Origin of the sequence: Pseudomonas onubensis (genome assembly GCF_965653655.1) — a bacterium.
GTDB lineage: Bacteria > Pseudomonadota > Gammaproteobacteria > Pseudomonadales > Pseudomonadaceae > Aquipseudomonas.
This window is the reverse complement of the sequence record NZ_CBFHAZ010000129.1, coordinates 1-15,168: the sequence shown is the minus strand read 5'-3', so window position 1 is coordinate 15,168 and position 15,168 is coordinate 1. Positions and strand designations below refer to the sequence as shown.

The 15,168-nt window shown below is 59.8% G+C and carries 11 protein-coding genes; 4 read left to right on the top strand and 7 right to left on the bottom strand.

The genetic code is table 11. From position 1 onward, the window contains the following. Window positions 1-88: 88 nt before the first annotated feature. From ACTD9P_RS26800 to ACTD9P_RS26775, 6 genes are all read right to left on the bottom strand, one after another. Entirely contained in the window at window positions 89-2,614 is a 2,526-nt protein-coding gene (locus ACTD9P_RS26800; RefSeq protein WP_438870040.1) for an acyl-CoA dehydrogenase, read from the bottom strand. A gap of 271 nt (window positions 2,615-2,885) precedes the next feature. Next, complete coding sequence (locus tag ACTD9P_RS26795; RefSeq protein ID WP_438870039.1) at window positions 2,886-4,331, bottom strand: outer membrane protein transport protein; 1,446 nt, start codon at window positions 4,329-4,331, stop codon at window positions 2,886-2,888. 123 nt (window positions 4,332-4,454) lie between these two features. Continuing rightward, on the bottom strand, window positions 4,455-4,967 hold the full coding sequence (praB, locus tag ACTD9P_RS26790) for an alkane oxidation protein activator PraB (RefSeq protein ID WP_438870038.1): 513 nt from the start codon (window positions 4,965-4,967) through the stop codon (window positions 4,455-4,457). Between the two features lie 134 nt (window positions 4,968-5,101). Further along, window positions 5,102-5,596 carry an alkane oxidation protein activator PraA gene (gene praA, locus ACTD9P_RS26785; RefSeq protein ID WP_219267346.1) on the bottom strand — a complete coding sequence of 165 codons (495 nt, stop codon included), beginning with the start codon at window positions 5,594-5,596 and terminating at the stop codon, window positions 5,102-5,104. A 134-nt stretch (window positions 5,597-5,730) separates the two neighbouring features. Beyond that, a complete protein-coding gene (locus tag ACTD9P_RS26780; RefSeq protein WP_438870037.1) occupies window positions 5,731-7,011 on the bottom strand; it encodes an alkane 1-monooxygenase in 1,281 nt (426 codons plus the stop codon). Between the two features lie 258 nt (window positions 7,012-7,269). Beyond that, on the bottom strand, window positions 7,270-8,268 hold the full coding sequence (locus ACTD9P_RS26775; protein ID WP_438870036.1) for an alpha/beta fold hydrolase: 999 nt from the start codon (window positions 8,266-8,268) through the stop codon (window positions 7,270-7,272). 275 nt (window positions 8,269-8,543) lie between these two features. Here ACTD9P_RS26775 and ACTD9P_RS26770 point away from each other — a divergent pair, with 275 nt between their 5' ends. From ACTD9P_RS26770 to ACTD9P_RS26760, 3 genes are read left to right on the top strand one after another with little or no spacing between them, the layout of a single operon-like run. After that, entirely contained in the window at window positions 8,544-10,079 is a 1,536-nt protein-coding gene (locus tag ACTD9P_RS26770; RefSeq protein ID WP_438870035.1) for a flavin-containing monooxygenase, read from the top strand. Further along, entirely contained in the window at window positions 10,076-10,966 is an 891-nt protein-coding gene (locus tag ACTD9P_RS26765; RefSeq protein ID WP_438870034.1) for an SDR family NAD(P)-dependent oxidoreductase, read from the top strand. Before ACTD9P_RS26770 ends, ACTD9P_RS26765 begins: the two co-directional genes overlap by 4 nt. 15 nt (window positions 10,967-10,981) lie before the next feature. Then, on the top strand, window positions 10,982-11,830 hold the full coding sequence (locus tag ACTD9P_RS26760; RefSeq protein ID WP_438870033.1) for a metal-dependent hydrolase: 849 nt from the start codon (window positions 10,982-10,984) through the stop codon (window positions 11,828-11,830). Here ACTD9P_RS26760 and ACTD9P_RS26755 read toward each other — a convergent pair. Further along, window positions 11,827-13,899 (bottom strand): EAL domain-containing protein, encoded by a 2,073-nt coding sequence (locus tag ACTD9P_RS26755; protein ID WP_438870032.1) that lies wholly within the window; start codon window positions 13,897-13,899, stop codon window positions 11,827-11,829. The genes ACTD9P_RS26760 and ACTD9P_RS26755 overlap by 4 nt on opposite strands. A gap of 295 nt (window positions 13,900-14,194) precedes the next feature. On the opposite strand from ACTD9P_RS26755, the gene ACTD9P_RS26750 reads away from it, so the two are divergent. After that, window positions 14,195-14,524: a DUF6388 family protein gene (locus ACTD9P_RS26750; RefSeq protein ID WP_438870031.1), complete on the top strand. Its 330-nt coding sequence runs from the start codon at window positions 14,195-14,197 to the stop codon at window positions 14,522-14,524. Window positions 14,525-15,168: the final 644 nt, after the last annotated feature.

Here is a 15,168-nt window from a genome sequence, read left to right as displayed (position 1 = left end):
CGCGAATGCGGTGGGTCAGCCCACACATATACCGCTGATAGACCGCATTCGCGAGCAAGCCCGCTCCCACATTTTGATCGCGTTCCTCCTAGTTCACCGAGGCATTTTCGCCCTGTGTAGTACGGCGTTTGGCCTTGGGCTCCAACGCCTGCTGACGCTGCTGCAAAGCCTCCAGCAAGCCAAAATCCTGCGGGAAATCGTCGACCTGAATGCCGTGGTCGGCATATTCCACGTAACGCCCGAGCAAGCTGTCTTCCTCATCACTGATCAAGTCCAGCGCCCGCGCCTTGACCCGCCAGCCGGTGAAGGCCGTGGCGGAAATCGGCATCGGTTCGATCAGGCCTTGCTTGATCGCCGGCTTGAGCCGCGCCTCGATCAACTCCACTTGCGGCAACAGCCGGAAGCCCAGCTCGCCATAGGCCAGCTTGTCGATTTCCGGGCGTGGGATGTAGGAATTGGCCAGCAAGCGGTCGCGGGTTTCGCCGGGGGTTTGCACCACGTCGGCCACTTGGGCCAGCAGGCGGTCCGAGGGTTTGTGCAGGGGAATACCGAACGGAAAACTCAAGGCACGCACCACGGCCGCCGCCGGTTTCGACGGGTAATTGTCGAGCACTTCGGCCAGGGCTTCATGGGCGCGCAGCAACGCGTCCTGGGCCGACCAGTGCACCAGCGGCAAGTCGGCCTGGGGCCGTCCGTCGTCTTCAAAACGCTTGAGCACGCAGGACAAGATGTACAGCTGCGACAGAATATCGCCCAGGCGCCCGGTGATACTTTCCTTGCGCTTGAGCGCACCGCCGAGCACGCCCATGGACACGTCCGAGATCAACGCCAGCACCACCGACAGCCGATTGGCCTGGCGGTAGTAGGACGCCAGCGCCGGATCGGTCTTGGCCGGTGCAGCCAGCAAGCGCCCGCCGGTCAGCGCATGCACCGCAGCGCGCACGGTATTGGCCAGCACAAAACTCAGGTGGCCGAACATTGCGCTGTCGAAGGCTTCCAGGGCTTTGCGTCGATCCGGGTTGTGCGCCGCTTCCATCTCGCGGAACACATACGGATGGCAGCGAATCAGGCCCTGGCCGAAGATGATCAGGCAGCGGGTCATGATGTTCGCGCCCTCTACCGTGATCGCAATCGGGCTTTGCTGGTAGGCGCGGGCCAGGAAGTTGTTGGGGCCCATGCAGATGCCTTTGCCGGCCACGATGTCCATGCCGTCGTTGACGATCATCCGCGCGCGCTCGGTGACGTGGTACTTGGCAATCGCCGAGATCACCGAGGGCTTTTCACCGGCATCCAAAGACGCCACCGAGACCTTGCGCACCGCATCGCAGGCATACAAATGCCCGGCCATGCGCGCCAAGGGCGCCTGCACGCCTTCGAACTTGCCGATGGGCAGGCCGAACTGTTTGCGCATCGCCGCATAAGCCGTGGTGCCGCGTACCGCCACCTTGCCCAGGCCGACGTTGGCCGATGGCAGCGAAATGGCGCGCCCGGCCGCCAGGCACTCCATCAGCATGCGCCAGCCATTGCCGACCTGTTCGCGGCCGCCGATCACCCATTCCAGCGGAATGAACACATCCTTGCCGGTGGTCGGCCCGTTCTGGAACACCGCGTTCAACGGCCAATGCCGGCGACCGCTGTTAACGCCCGGATGGGAGGTTGGGATCAACGCACAGGTAATCCCCAGCGAGCCGGCCTTGCCTAGCAGACCGTCCGGGTCTTCGGCGCGAAAGGCCAGGCCCAGCACCGTGGCAATCGGGCCAAGGGTGATGTAGCGCTTGTCCCAGGTCACTTTGAAACCCAGCACTTCCTCGCCCTCGTGCACACCTTTGCAGACGATGCCCAGGTCGGGAATCGCCCCGGCATCCGAGCCGGCATACGGGCTGGTCAGGGCAAAGCACGGAATGTCTTCGCCGCGTGCCAGGCGCGGCAAATAGTAATTGCGCTGGGCATCGGTGCCGTAATGCAGCAGCAGTTCAGCCGGGCCGAGGGAGTTGGGCACCATCACCGAAATCGCCGCCGCCGAGCAACGCGTCGACAGCTTCATCACCACCTGCGAATGCGCATAGTGAGAGAAGCCTTTGCCGCCGTACTGCTTGGGAATGATCATGCCGAGGAACCCGGCGTCCTTGGTGTACTGCCAGCCTTCGGGGGACATGTCCTGCCAGACCTGGGTGGTTTCCCAGTCGTTGGCGATGTCGCAGAGGGTTTCCACTTCATTGTCGAGGAACGCCTGTTCTTCAGCGCTCAGGCTGGCCGGCGCGGCTTGCAGCAGACGCTGCCAGTTGGGCTTGCCGCTGAACAGCTCGGCGTCCCACCACACGGTGCCGGACTCGATGGCGGCGCGCTCGGTGTCGGACATCGCCGGCATGATCGTACGAAACAGGCCCAGGGCCTTGCTGGTCAGCAGCGTGCGGCGCAGCGGCTTGATCGTCAGCAGCACGGCGGGCAGTACCACCAGGATGGCTGCGACGCTGGCGCCAACGCCTGCGACCACATTGAACAGATAACCAAGCGCCAGCCAGACCAGGCCGACGCCCAGCCACAGGGCTGCGGTGGCTTGTCGATAGGCCAGGGCAATCGCGGCGGCGACACCCATCAATAACCAGATAACCATGGAGATACCTCTACTCAATTCAGGGTATGGGGTGCGCGTCGCTCATTCGGGATGAACGAGGGCGTAAAACCACACTACAAACTTGAAAGGACAAATTCAATTTTTGTTTTGAAATTTTTATTTAATGCATGCACAAAAAAATAGGCTGATCGAGTCAGCCGGTTTCTGCATCGGGAAAACCACAAAAACGGAGCATGTGCAGCACGGGTGTGAAGCGCCAGAAAGATGCGCCGACTGACCACTTCACACCTGAGCACGCAAAGATTGTGGGTTAGAACTTATAAGTGGCCGACAGGCTTACCACCTCTCCTTTGCTGTCCACCTTGCCATCCAGGCGCGCAGCCCCAAGGCGATCTTCGTTGACGGTCTTGAGCTTGACCTCTTGTACAAACTGCCGTGAGTAGGCGCCGTCAACACTCAAGCCTGGAACCGCTTTGATGTTGTAGCCAAAACCCAACGAGGCGAAATAACGATCACCGTCAGGAATGCGCGGGTCACGCGTGGAGTCACGGGTAGGCGTCTGATCATAGGCAACACCGGCACGCAGGGTGAAATCGTCGGTGAGCTTATAGTCGCCGCCCAGCGAGTACATCATCACGTCTTTGTACTTGTAGGGAATCGACACAATGGTATTGCCGTCAGACTTCAACGTCAGTGCCTTGAAGGAAGACCACTGGGTCCACAAGGCACTGGCGCCCAGGGTGAAACGGTCATTGAACACGTGTACCCAGTCGATGGCAGCGGTCGCCGGGATGTCCAGTTGCGTGCTGGCGTTGGCACCGTCCGGGAACAGTTTCAAGCCTGGGTAAGCGCGCTCAACCAGCGTCAAGCCGTCGCCGCCTGCGTCAGTCATCAGTAACCGACTGCCTGGGTCGGCATTGAATTTGTACTTGCCCTCCAGCTTGTTCTTGATTTTGGCGTGGTAGTTGAAGCCAACGGTATCCTGGTCGGTGGGTTTCCACGCCATGCCGCCAAACCAGCCCACAGACGTATTATCGACCTTGACCCGAATCAGCGATTGGCCCACCCCGGATGGAAAGGGAATACCAAAGCCGCCCAGCCCCGGTGATACTGCCGCGGCTGCGTACAAGTCGACGTTCTGGCTGACAAACCCACTCGTATGCTGAACGATGGCGCCGCCACCGATAGAGAACTGGTCATTAACTTTAAAGGACAGCGAACCGGTCAGGCCCACGGTTTCGATTTTGGTGTCCACGGCAAAATCGCGGCCTTTCCAATCCGGGTCCCAGGTCGACTTCATCCCCTGGGGCACCACCTGGCTCAGACCAACACTGAAACGATCGTTAATCGGTATCACCAGGAACCCGGTCGGCAGCCAAGCGGTGAACCCGCCTTCGCCACCGTCACCCGTACGCGGCGTAGAGGTAACGCCGCCAAATTCGTCCAACACCCCTACAGAGGCAGGGTCGCCTTTGTAATCAGTGGCATTGCCTTTGAACTTGATATTGACGCGCGCATAAATGACGTTTTGCTGCGCGATAGTTTGGTCGATAAACGCCATGGCAGCCGGGTTGTTGTACGCCGAAGACGGGTCGTCCTTGAACAACGAACCACCACCGAACGCACGACCCCAACCTTGGGCACCAAATGTAGGAGTCGAGAAGCCGCCGGCCTGCACCGAACCGCCCGCGACCATGAGACCGCCCAACAATGCCAGGCCGACTAACGTCTGGGCCGGTTGTTTCTTATTATTCATGCTCCACTCCTTATTATTTTTATCCACCACGGCCGGGCCTACCGTCCCTGGCTTTCCTCAACAGGTGCCCCGAAAGGAGCACCTGCATTTCAACGTGTGATCATCACGTCCAACGCATTGCTATCAAGGATTTACGGTGATTGCTGGGGTTGGAGCGGCGTTCAGAGCAGTAATCTTGCAACTGCCGACCGTTTGAGCAGATGGCAGGGTGATGGTGTGAGTGTTGTTGTTGTAGAGCACGTTGATCGTGGTCGGGCCATTGGCGCAGTTGCTGACAATCTTGAAGTTAACGCCGGACACGGTACCCGCATACACACCTGCACCGGTGGCGGTGGAGGTTGGCGTCAAGGTCCAAGGCAGACCCAGCAACACCGGCACGCCACACAGTGGGTTGGCACCACTGACAGTCGCGCCCGTAATAGCAGCGGCGGAACCGTCGGCAGCCACACTACCGGTGAACACGATATTGCAGGAAACAGGCGCACCGAACGACGCTGGCGACGACACCGCAATGGTCCCGGCAGGCGTGGAGAAGCCCGTGCCCGCAGGAGAAATGGTGGCTGCACTCGCCATCGAAGCAGCACCCATGCAAACAGCCAGAGCAGTCAACGACACGAGAGTTTTCAAGCTTTTCATTGTTTTTCCTCACATGTTATGGCGAGTCATTTCGCCAGGGGTAATGGCCATGATCGAGAGGTCACGGTGAAACTGCAGAACTTCCCTTTCCAGCCAAATTTCAATGCATGTATCGCTACAGTCTTGGAATTCGTTTATTCGACCACTTTGAAGGTGGGCGGCATCTTGATCGACACCGTCTTGATTTTGCAGTCTTCGCCAATCGGCACATTGGCGGCTTCCAACTTGCCAGTGGCGTTATCCCAGGTACCGTCGGCGGTCGACGGGCCGCACTTGCCGCCTAAACCGAAGGCATGCACATCCACGCTGATGTTCGACATCGAGCCGCTTTTAGTGTCTTTGGCAATGAGTACCCAGGGTAAGTTGATGGCCTCGACACGGCTGCATTTAAGCCCGCCATCGAATTCAACTTTATCGACATTCACCGACGTGCCATCGGCCGCGACCTTGCCGGCCACCTTGATGGTGCAGTCGGCACTGATCAGCGCGCCCTTGGAAAAGCTGATCGGGCCCTGGGCCGTAAAGGCGCTGCCAGCCGGCTCGATACGCGCAGCCTGGGCTTGTTGGTAAACCATCAGGCCCAGTGCGGCCAGGATGACATGAGCAGTAAAGGTGGCAGGGCTTTGCATGGTGTACGTCCTTCCCTTGAAATTATTGTTGTAGGGTCAAACCACTAACTTGCAATAAAACCGATGAATCCTGGGCGATGAAGGCCTGCGTGGTACACAGACCCCGAGTTCACCCACACACGCGTTAGTTCAAATTAAAACGGCGTCGCGCTGTTGCTGTACTTCTCCAGGTACTTCAACCGCTGTGAGGGTTGAAGATTGGTCAGGGTGATATCCCCGGCATAGTGATTTAACACTCGATGGTCCATGCGCCGTCGCCACAAGTACGGCACATAAGCCCAGACAATCATGCTGGCGTAACCGTAAGGCAGTTGCGGCGATTCATCGAAGTGGCGCAGCGACTGGTAACTGCGGGTCGGGTTGGCATGGTGATCGGAGTGACGCTGAAGTTGGAACAGAAAGATATTGGTGACAATCCGATTACTGTTCCACGAATGCCGAGGTGAACAACGCTCATAACGACCATTGGGCAACTTCTGGCGTTTAAGCCCGTAGTGCTCGACATAATTGACCACCTCCAACAGCGAGAACCCGTAGATGCCCTGGATGATCAGGAACGGAATCACCGCCGCGCCCAACCAGGCAATCATCGCGCCCCACAGCACCAGGCTGTACATCCAGGCGCTGAGTACTGCGTTCTTCCAGTGCAGAGCCGGCAGGCCGAGTTTGCGCAGGCGTTCGCGCTCCAGGTTCCAGGCCGACATGGCGCTGAACCACACCGAGCGCGGCAAGAATGCCCAGAAACTCTCACCCAGGCGCGAGCTGGCCGGGTCTTCCGGGGTGGCGACGCGTACATGGTGGCCACGGTTGTGTTCGGTGTAGAAGTGCCCGTAGAAGGTCGGCGCCAGGGTGACTTTGGCCAGGAACACTTCCAGCGGCTTGGGCTTGTGCCCCAGTTCGTGAGCGGTGTTGATGGCAATGCCGGTGGCGGCACCGGTGGACATCGCCATACCCAGGTAAGTGAACCAGCTCACCGAACCATGCAGTTCGGTGCGCGCGGTAATAAAGGCGGCGGTTTTAGCCAGCCAGCTCGACGGCTCCAAGTGGGCAGTGGCGTTGAGTAGACCGCCGCTGATGATCCAGTCGATGCCGCCGGCGGCGAGCCAGCCGGTGATCACCACCGACGAGATGACGAACAGCACACCGGTGTAGACGATCCAGCGGTAGTAGCTTTGCGATTCAAGGTGGTTGACGGCGGATTCGGGTGGGTTGCTGACGTCTTCACCGAGCAGGCCGTCGATCAGCGGGATAAGGCCGAAGATCACCAGCACACCGACCCACCACAGTTGCTGTACGCCGGTGGTAATTGCCAGGGCGCCGGAGAGCAATGGGGTTGCCAGCGGCATGATGCCGAGCCACCACAGGTGACGCTTGCCGTCGGTCCAGACGGTTGGGCTTGCCATAGTCTGGTTCATGGCAGCCTCCGAACGAGGCAGATTGGGTATGCGATAAAAGGCGTTTTTTTCATTATTTTATTCGCTCTTAGGCATTTCAAAAACTGTTTCAAATTACACATTGAAATAATTTTTTAAAATTAATAGCGCGGAATCGTTAGGTCGTCAACTAGTTTCTCGAAGGCTTTTTTACGTGACCGGGCAGTCTCTTTTTCAGCCGTTTGGTCAGGTGTCTAAAGCAGGCATCGACGCCGTTGAACCGCGAGTCGGGTAACGCAACTATTTGCTCACCAACGCCACCGGCGGATGCTGCAACGCAACGCTTTCGGCAGGCTTAATGCGCTTGGCAATCTGCTCCACCACCGCCACCACACGCTCTGTGGCGGTGATCGGCAGCATATGGCCCCTGCCCTCCACCACTTGCAGCTTCAGCCCCGGCACCTTACTGGCCAGGGCCTGGCCGTGCTTCTGAAAGTCCAGCACCTTGTCGCGCGCGCCATAGATCAGGCCGATGGGCAGGGTCAGTTGCGGGTAGCGCTTGACCATGTCCGGCAAGTGATCGTTAACCGTGTTGATCTCGGTGGAGGCGGCGTAGAAGTTGTCCGGGCGCATCCCCAGCAAGCCGCCGCCACGCGTAGCGAAGTCCGGTGGCGCGGCGTCCGGAGCGAACACGCCCTTGACCACCGAACCTTTGGTCAACAACCCCACAGGCATGGTCAGGGTGTGCGACATCCAGCGCCGGAGCCAGGCCGGGCGCACGGCCAGTGACAGGAATACCAGCGGCAACAGGCGCTGCGGGTGGGTCAGCGGCGCGACCAGAATCAACCCCGACACTGCATGGGGATGATCAAGCGCCAGCGCCAGGGCAATCGCACCGCCAAGGGAATGCCCCAGCACCAGCGGCTTATCCAGGTCGAGGGTCTTGATAAATGCGGCGATTTGCCGGGCCTGGGCCGGCAGGTCTGCCGCCGTGTGGGCGCCACGGCTGGAATAGCCTGAGCCCGGCCGGTCGAGCGTAATCACCCGAAAGCGTTCACGTAATTGCCCGGACAACGCATAGGTGAGGTTGCGACTGCTGCCCATCAGCCCGTGAATCATCACCAGCGGCGGGCCTTTACCCTCTTCGACATAATGAAAGCGCTCGCCATCGACCTCGACGAAACGCCCGTTGATCGGAACGGTGGCTTCTATGCGCCGTGTCATCCAGGCACTCAAGCCCCACAACAACGCACTGGCGCCCACCACCACACCCGCAGCGACAACCCATTCAACCGCCATAGCTCGGTCCTCTGCTTCCCTGCTGCTGCTCCCTGACCGGTATTGGTCAAGGCCTCAGCCACCGTCCACACCCTGGACCCGGACTTGCTGCACAGCGTGCGCGTCTGTCGGACAAGGCGCACATTGCGAACAAGGTCCTAGCGTAGGCGATATTTTCAGGTAGATTATTTAAAATCTTTTTTAAAATAATTAATTCATTTTTTCTTTGCAATGGTGTTCTATCTAAAAGACAAAACAAAAACAGGAGCACATCTGATGCCCATGCAGGACAGCCTATGAATGCCCACAGTGATTACATCAACATCGCCATCATCGGTTCAGGTTTTGCCGGCCTGTGCATGGCGATCAAACTCAAGGGAGCCGGGCTGACCGACTTCTTTATCGCCGAGCAGGCCGATACCCTCGGCGGCACCTGGCGTGATAACCACTACCCGGGCTGCGCCTGCGACGTGCAGTCCCATGTGTATTCGTTTTCGTTTGCGCCCAACCCCAGCTGGACGCGGCAATTCGCGCCGCAGGCGGAGATCCGCGCTTACCTTGAGCAATGCGCGCAGCGGTTCGGGCTGGCGCCCTATTTGCGCTTCGGCATGGGCCTGCAACGTGCGGTGTTTGATGAGCAGCAGCAACGCTGGCAACTGAGTTTCAGCGATGGCCGCCAGGTCAGTGCGCGGGTGCTGGTGTCGGGCATGGGCGGGCTGTCGCGTCCGGCGTTGCCGGAAATTCCAGGGCTGGACAGCTTCAAGGGCAAGCGCTTCCATTCCCAGCACTGGGATCACGACTATTCGTTGAAAGGCAAGCGCGTGGCGGTGATCGGCACCGGCGCCAGTGCGATCCAGTTCGTGCCGCAGATTGCGCCGCAGGTGGCGCACCTGGACCTGTTCCAGCGCACGCCACCGTGGATCATGCCCAAACCGGATCGCGAGATTTCAAGGCTCGAGCGCTGGGCCTTCACACACCTGCCGTTTACCCAACGCCTGGTGCGCGGCGCCTTTTACTGGGCGCTGGAAGGCCGTGTGGTGGGTTTTGCCCTGCACCCACGGTTGATGACGATGGTGCAGAAGATCGCCCTGCGTCACTTGCGCAAACAGGTGGCGCGCCCTTCCCTGCGCAAAACCCTGACGCCCGACTACACCATCGGCTGCAAGCGCGTGCTGATCTCCAATGACTATTACCCGGCGCTGTCACGCAGCAATGTCGAGGTGGTCACCGACACGGTGCTGCGCATCGAAGCCGACGGCGTGATTACGGCTGATGGCATCAAGCACCCAGCCGATTGCCTGATTTTCGGCACCGGGTTCCAGGCTACCGACCCGCTGCCCCGCGACTGCATCATCGGCCGCGACGGTGTCGACCTGATGGACGCCTGGCGCGACGGCGCCCACGCCTATAAAGGCACGACGGTGCCGGGTTATCCCAACCTGTTCCTGATTGTCGGGCCTAATACGGGCCTGGGGCATAACTCGATGATTCTGATGATTGAGGCCCAGGTCACCTACATCCTTGATGCGCTCAAGCACATGCAGCACCAACGCATTGCCACGGTCGAGGTCAAACCCGCCGTCGAGCAGGCCTACAACCAGCAACTGCAGGACAAGCTCAAGCGCACCATCTGGAACACCGGTGGCTGCCAGAGCTGGTACCTGGACCCACGCACCGGCAAGAACACCACACTGTGGCCCGGCTCGACCTGGCGTTTCAAACAGGTCACCCGGCACTTTGCCCTCAAGGACTACCTCGCCAACCCGTTGCCGGCCTCTGCGCCGCGCGCGGTTGCGGCCCCGCAACCCACTGCAGAAGGCAGCCTGTCATGAAGTCATTCAATGGCCGCGTGGCGGCAATCACCGGCGCAGCCTCCGGTATGGGCCGCGCTCTGGCACTCGCATTGGCGCGCGAAGGCTGCCACCTGGCGCTTTCGGACAAGAACAGCCAGGGCCTGGAACACACCTTGGCGCTGATCAAGACGTCAACCTTGTCGCCGATCATGATCACCACCCACGTTGTCGATGTAGCCGACCGCCAGGCCATGGAAGACTGGGCCGCACGCTGCGTGGCCGAGCATGGCCAGGTCAACCTGATCTTCAACAATGCCGGCGTGGCCTTGTCGAGTACCGTCGAGGGCGTGGACTATGCCGACCTTGAATGGATCGTCGGCATCAATTTCTGGGGCGTGGTGCATGGCACCAAGGCGTTTCTGCCGCACCTTAAAGCCAGCGGCGACGGGCATGTGGTCAATACCTCCAGCGTATTTGGCTTGTTCGCCCAGCCGGGCATGAGCGGCTACAACGCGACCAAGTTTGCCGTGCGCGGCTTTACCGAATCCCTGCGCCAGGAACTCGACCTGCAAGGCTGCGGTGTGTCCGCCACCTGCGTACACCCCGGCGGTATTCGCACCGATATCTGCCGCAGCAGCCGTATCGACGCAAACATGACCGGCTTTCTGATCCACAGCGAGCAACAGGCCCGCGCCGACTTCGAAAAACTCTTCATCACCGACGCCGACCAGGCCGCCAAGGTGATTCTGCAAGGCGTGCGCAAGAACAAGCGACGCGTGCTGATCGGTCGTGACGCGTATTTTCTCGATCTGCTCGCCCGTTGCCTGCCGGCGGCCTATCAAGCCCTTGTGGTATTCGCCAGCAAGCGCATGGCGCCCAAGCCACGCACGCCGGTGTTCGAAACCAACGACGAAACCCGTCTCTGAACAGGAGCACGCACCATGCTGCCGATCCGTCGCGATATCCGTTTTGCCTTGCCTGCCGAGCGCATCAAGGACTGGCACGAACAAGGCCCGTTCATCACGCATTTCTTCAATGCGCTGTCGCTGCTGTTTCCCCAGGGCGAGCTGTTTTTCATGGACAGCGTACGCCACTACCGCCAGCGCATCGTCGACCCGGCGTTGAAGAAGGAAATCCAGGGGTTTATCGGCCAGGAGGCCATGCACAGCCGCGAACACGTGGCCTACAACGATCACTTGCAAGCGGTCGGCCTGCCGGCGCACACCCTCGACAAGCGCCTGAAGTTCTTCCTCGACCTGCAAAAGAAACACCTGCCGCCGTCGTTCAACCTGGCGGTGACCATTGCCCTGGAACACTACACGGCGATGCTCGCGGAAATCCTGCTCAGCGACCCGTCGCGTTTTGGCGAGTCGCTCAAGGGTTACCAGCAGATGTGGTACTGGCACGCCCTGGAAGAAACCGAGCACAAGGCCGTGGCCTTTGATGTGTGGAACACCGTGATCAAGCCTGGGCCGATGCGCTATCTGTTGCGCACCGGCACCATGTTGACCACCACGCTGCTGTTCTGGCTGGTGGTGTTTGATTTCCACGTGCGCCTGCTGTTGGCCGACCGCAAAGCCGGTGGGCACCTGAAAGGGTTCTGGCGCATGCTCAAGTTTCTATACGGGCCCAAGGGCGTGTTCCCACGCATGTTGCGGCCATGGCTGCACTACTTCAAACCGGGCTTTCACCCTTGGGATCATGACAACCGCGCACGCCTGGAAGGCATCGACGGGCTGGTCGAAGAGATCGAACAAACCCAGCGAGAATACGCGTCCGCCCAGGCCTAAACCTGAGCTGCCGCACGCCTGCGGACAAAGCCCGGCAGCAGGTCGCCGGGCAGCGCCTTACTGTAATACCAGCCCTGGATAAACAGCTCGCTGCCGGTGTTCAAAAAGGCCAACTGCTCGGCGGTCTCCACGCCCTCGACCACCACGCCCAAGTTCAGCGCCTCACAAAAACGCAGCATGCCGGTCAACACCTGAGCGCCTTTGGGGTCGCGCTGAGCCACCACGAAACTGCGGTCGATCTTGATAAAGTCCACCGGAAACTGGTGCAGGTAACTCAAGGCCGAAAACCCGGTGCCGAAGTCATCGATATATACCTTGGCGCCGATCGCCTGGAGCCTCTGGATGGTTTGGCGGGTGGCCTGCACATCACCGACCAACGCATCTTCGGTGATTTCCACCGAGACCTGCCCGCGGGCCTGGGCGAGAATCTCTACCAGACGCTCGCCATAGCCGGCCTGGGTGAGCGTGGCGCTGGAAATATTGATGGTCATGGGCAAGGCAAAGCCGATCTTTTGCCACTTCTGATACTGGCGCACCGCCTGGGACGCCACCCACACATCCACGTCCGGCATCAACCGCGCCTGCGCCAGCCATTGCAGGAACTCCCAGGGCGAATGCACCGTGCCCTGGCTGTCCCGCGCGCGCATCAGCGCCTCACAGCCGGTGCACAGGCCGGTACGGGTCGAGACTTGCGGCTGGAATTCGAGGTAGAACTCGTAATCGCTGATCTGCTGGATACGGCTCAGTTCGACGGCCTGACGGGCGGCCGCCTTGTGGGACGCCAACACCGGGTCCAACTCCAGCAGGCGGCCTTTCTCTTCGAGGCCACGGAAGGTCATGTCCAACGACTTGAGGTACACCGTACCGCCCTCGCTGGACTGGCGATGAATCGCGCGCACATACGGCGCATACACCAGCGTGCCCAGCCCCAACAGCAGCACTTGCAGCACCACCGCCGCGACGTCGCCGTGGGTGCTGAGGTAGGCATTGAGCAGCACGGGCGCGGTAAATGGCACGCTGGCCACTGCCGGCGACACCCAGCCCAACTGCACCACCGTCAAGGCCAGCAGGGTGTTGAGCGCCGGCACCAGCAGAAACGGGATAAACAGCCGTGGGTTAAGGATGATCGGCAAGCCGAACAACAGCACTTCGCTGACATTGAACAACGACAGCGGCAGGCTGGCCATCGCCAGCAAACGCATGGACTGGCTTTTGGAAAACAACAGGATCGCCAGCAGCAAACACAGCGCCCCGCCCGAGCCACCGATAAATGCGAAAGAGCCGAGCAAGCCACTGTTGAGCAGGTACTTGACCGGCTCACCCGCCGCGAGTGCAGCGCCATTGAGCACCACGGCCTGGTCCAGCACATCGAACAGCGGCTGCATGGCGTACACACCGTGAATGCCGAAAAACCACAGCAATGAGTTCATCAGGGTGACAAACAACCCGCTGCCATAGGGCGATTGCAGCGCATCCAGTACCTGCGGCCCCTGCAGCTGCGCCACATAGGGGATCTGCACCAGCAACGACAACACCACCACCAGCAACAACGCCGTGATGGCGCCTGGCACCACCATATTGATGGTGCCGCGCAGGTTGTGGCCCACCAGGTCTTCGTTGACCAGGCGCGTCCAGCGAAAACGATGCAGCCAGGCGATCGCCGGCACATTCAACAACGGCGAAGCGATGGCGATAAACAACACAAACGTCGCCGATGCTCGCGGGTAATCACGCAACACAAACGTGGCAACCACCACGTGGGCCAGGCACAAAAAGGCCACTGGCAATTGTGGCAGCCGGTGCTGGATGGCAAGCATGTAACCAATCGATGCCGCCACCAGCAGCGGGATCACCGAGCTGATCTGGTTGTGCAGCCCCGACAGAAAGGCCACCACCTGCGGATCGAAGCCCAGCACCTTGGCGCATTCGGACAGAATCAGGAAACCGGCTGACACCAGCAGGCACGGCAGGATCCACAGCAAGCCCTCGCGGATAGCACGCAATGACTCGGTGCTGGCCAAGGCCGCCAGGCGTTGGGTGAGGAAAAGTTTGAACAGCGTTTGCGCCATGCCCCGTCCCTCTGCCCGTATCGCTTTCTGCCCATGCTTGGCAGTGCCCAAAAATCCCATGTAACGCTACACGGCCACCTACCGGTTGCGAAAGGCTTTTGCCGCACTACGATTAATTATTCAGAATTACTTTCAGTTTGCGCGGCTTGTCGCAACCGTCGGGTTAGCCCTCAAACCCGTTTCCCGATGCCCAGGCCAGCGACCCTGCGCGCCTACGCGGCAATTGCCCACTAGCTGATTGCAAAGCCTGGAGCGTGACCCCATCTATTCACTTCATCCCATCAGGAGTAAGCCCTTGTCAGAACCCGGTGATAACCACCAGCGCGCCCTCGACCGTTTCTTGAGTGAACACCCCGAGGTAGCGACGCAACTGGATACCCTCAACCCTCTGGCCGCCCAAGCCAAAGGCGAAACCCTCGCGCAGTATCGCGCCGAGCGCTTGCATGAGGCTTTCGAGGCCGAGGCTGAGCGCCAGAATCTGTTTGCCTGGGAGCTGACGCTGAAGTTGACGGCCGAGTCGGCTGAAGCTTTTGAGGAGCAGCGCCTGGAAGTGCACAAAGAAGTCGCGCAGATGGCGGGGTTGGGTTGGGAGGAGTACTGCCGGCTGCATGAGTTGGCTGGGTAGGTAATGTGGGAGCTGGCTTGCCTGCGATGGCGGTCTTTTGGTGGTGTACATATCCGTTGCTGCGGTAACGGCTGAGTAGGGTTCCGCTCTTACAGCGGCTCACTTTTGGAAAGACCCAAAAGTAAGCAAAAGGTCTTCGCCCCAACACTCGGTGCCTCGCTATGGCTCGGCATGCCCGCAATCCGACACTGATTTGGGGGGCCGCCGCGATGGGCCATCCTTGGCCCAGCGCGGCTAAACCGGCATCCCTGCCGGTTTACCCCCCAAATCACTGTCGAATTCCGGCCATCGTGTTTGACGGGGCGATTTCAGATCAAGATCAAAAGCGCAGATCAAAAGACCGCTGACTTCGCCAGCGAAAAGGATTTAAGGGCCAGAGCAACAGCAACAGCAAAGCAACAGCAAAGCAACAGCAAAGCAACAGCAGAGCAACAGCAGAGCAACAGCAGAGCCATACTCGGTCTAATGTGGGAGTTGGCTTGCCTGCGATAGCATCAACTCTGTGTAACTGATGTACCGAGGTGTCTGCATCGCAGGCAAGCCAGCTCCCACAGAAAAGCACATGTTCCGAACTGCATGCGGTCAACTGTGGGAGCGGGCTTGCTCGCGAATGCGGTGTGTCAGTCAATTCATCTGTAACTGAC

Excerpts from the sequence above, each read along its gene's own strand:
- ACTD9P_RS26800 (WP_438870040.1), bottom strand. The coding sequence starts at position 2,614 with ATGGTTATCTGGTTATTGATGGGTGTCGCCGCCGCGATTGCCCTGGCC.
- ACTD9P_RS26795 (WP_438870039.1), bottom strand. The coding sequence starts at position 4,331 with ATGAATAATAAGAAACAACCGGCCCAGACGTTAGTCGGCCTGGCATTG.
- praB (WP_438870038.1), bottom strand. The coding sequence starts at position 4,967 with ATGAAAAGCTTGAAAACTCTCGTGTCGTTGACTGCTCTGGCTGTTTGC.
- praA (WP_219267346.1), bottom strand. The coding sequence starts at position 5,596 with ATGCAAAGCCCTGCCACCTTTACTGCTCATGTCATCCTGGCCGCACTG.
- ACTD9P_RS26780 (WP_438870037.1), bottom strand. The coding sequence starts at position 7,011 with ATGAACCAGACTATGGCAAGCCCAACCGTCTGGACCGACGGCAAGCGT.
- ACTD9P_RS26775 (WP_438870036.1), bottom strand. The coding sequence starts at position 8,268 with ATGGCGGTTGAATGGGTTGTCGCTGCGGGTGTGGTGGTGGGCGCCAGT.
- ACTD9P_RS26770 (WP_438870035.1), top strand. The coding sequence starts at position 8,544 with ATGAATGCCCACAGTGATTACATCAACATCGCCATCATCGGTTCAGGT.
- ACTD9P_RS26765 (WP_438870034.1), top strand. The coding sequence starts at position 10,076 with ATGAAGTCATTCAATGGCCGCGTGGCGGCAATCACCGGCGCAGCCTCC.
- ACTD9P_RS26760 (WP_438870033.1), top strand. The coding sequence starts at position 10,982 with ATGCTGCCGATCCGTCGCGATATCCGTTTTGCCTTGCCTGCCGAGCGC.
- ACTD9P_RS26755 (WP_438870032.1), bottom strand. The coding sequence starts at position 13,899 with ATGGCGCAAACGCTGTTCAAACTTTTCCTCACCCAACGCCTGGCGGCC.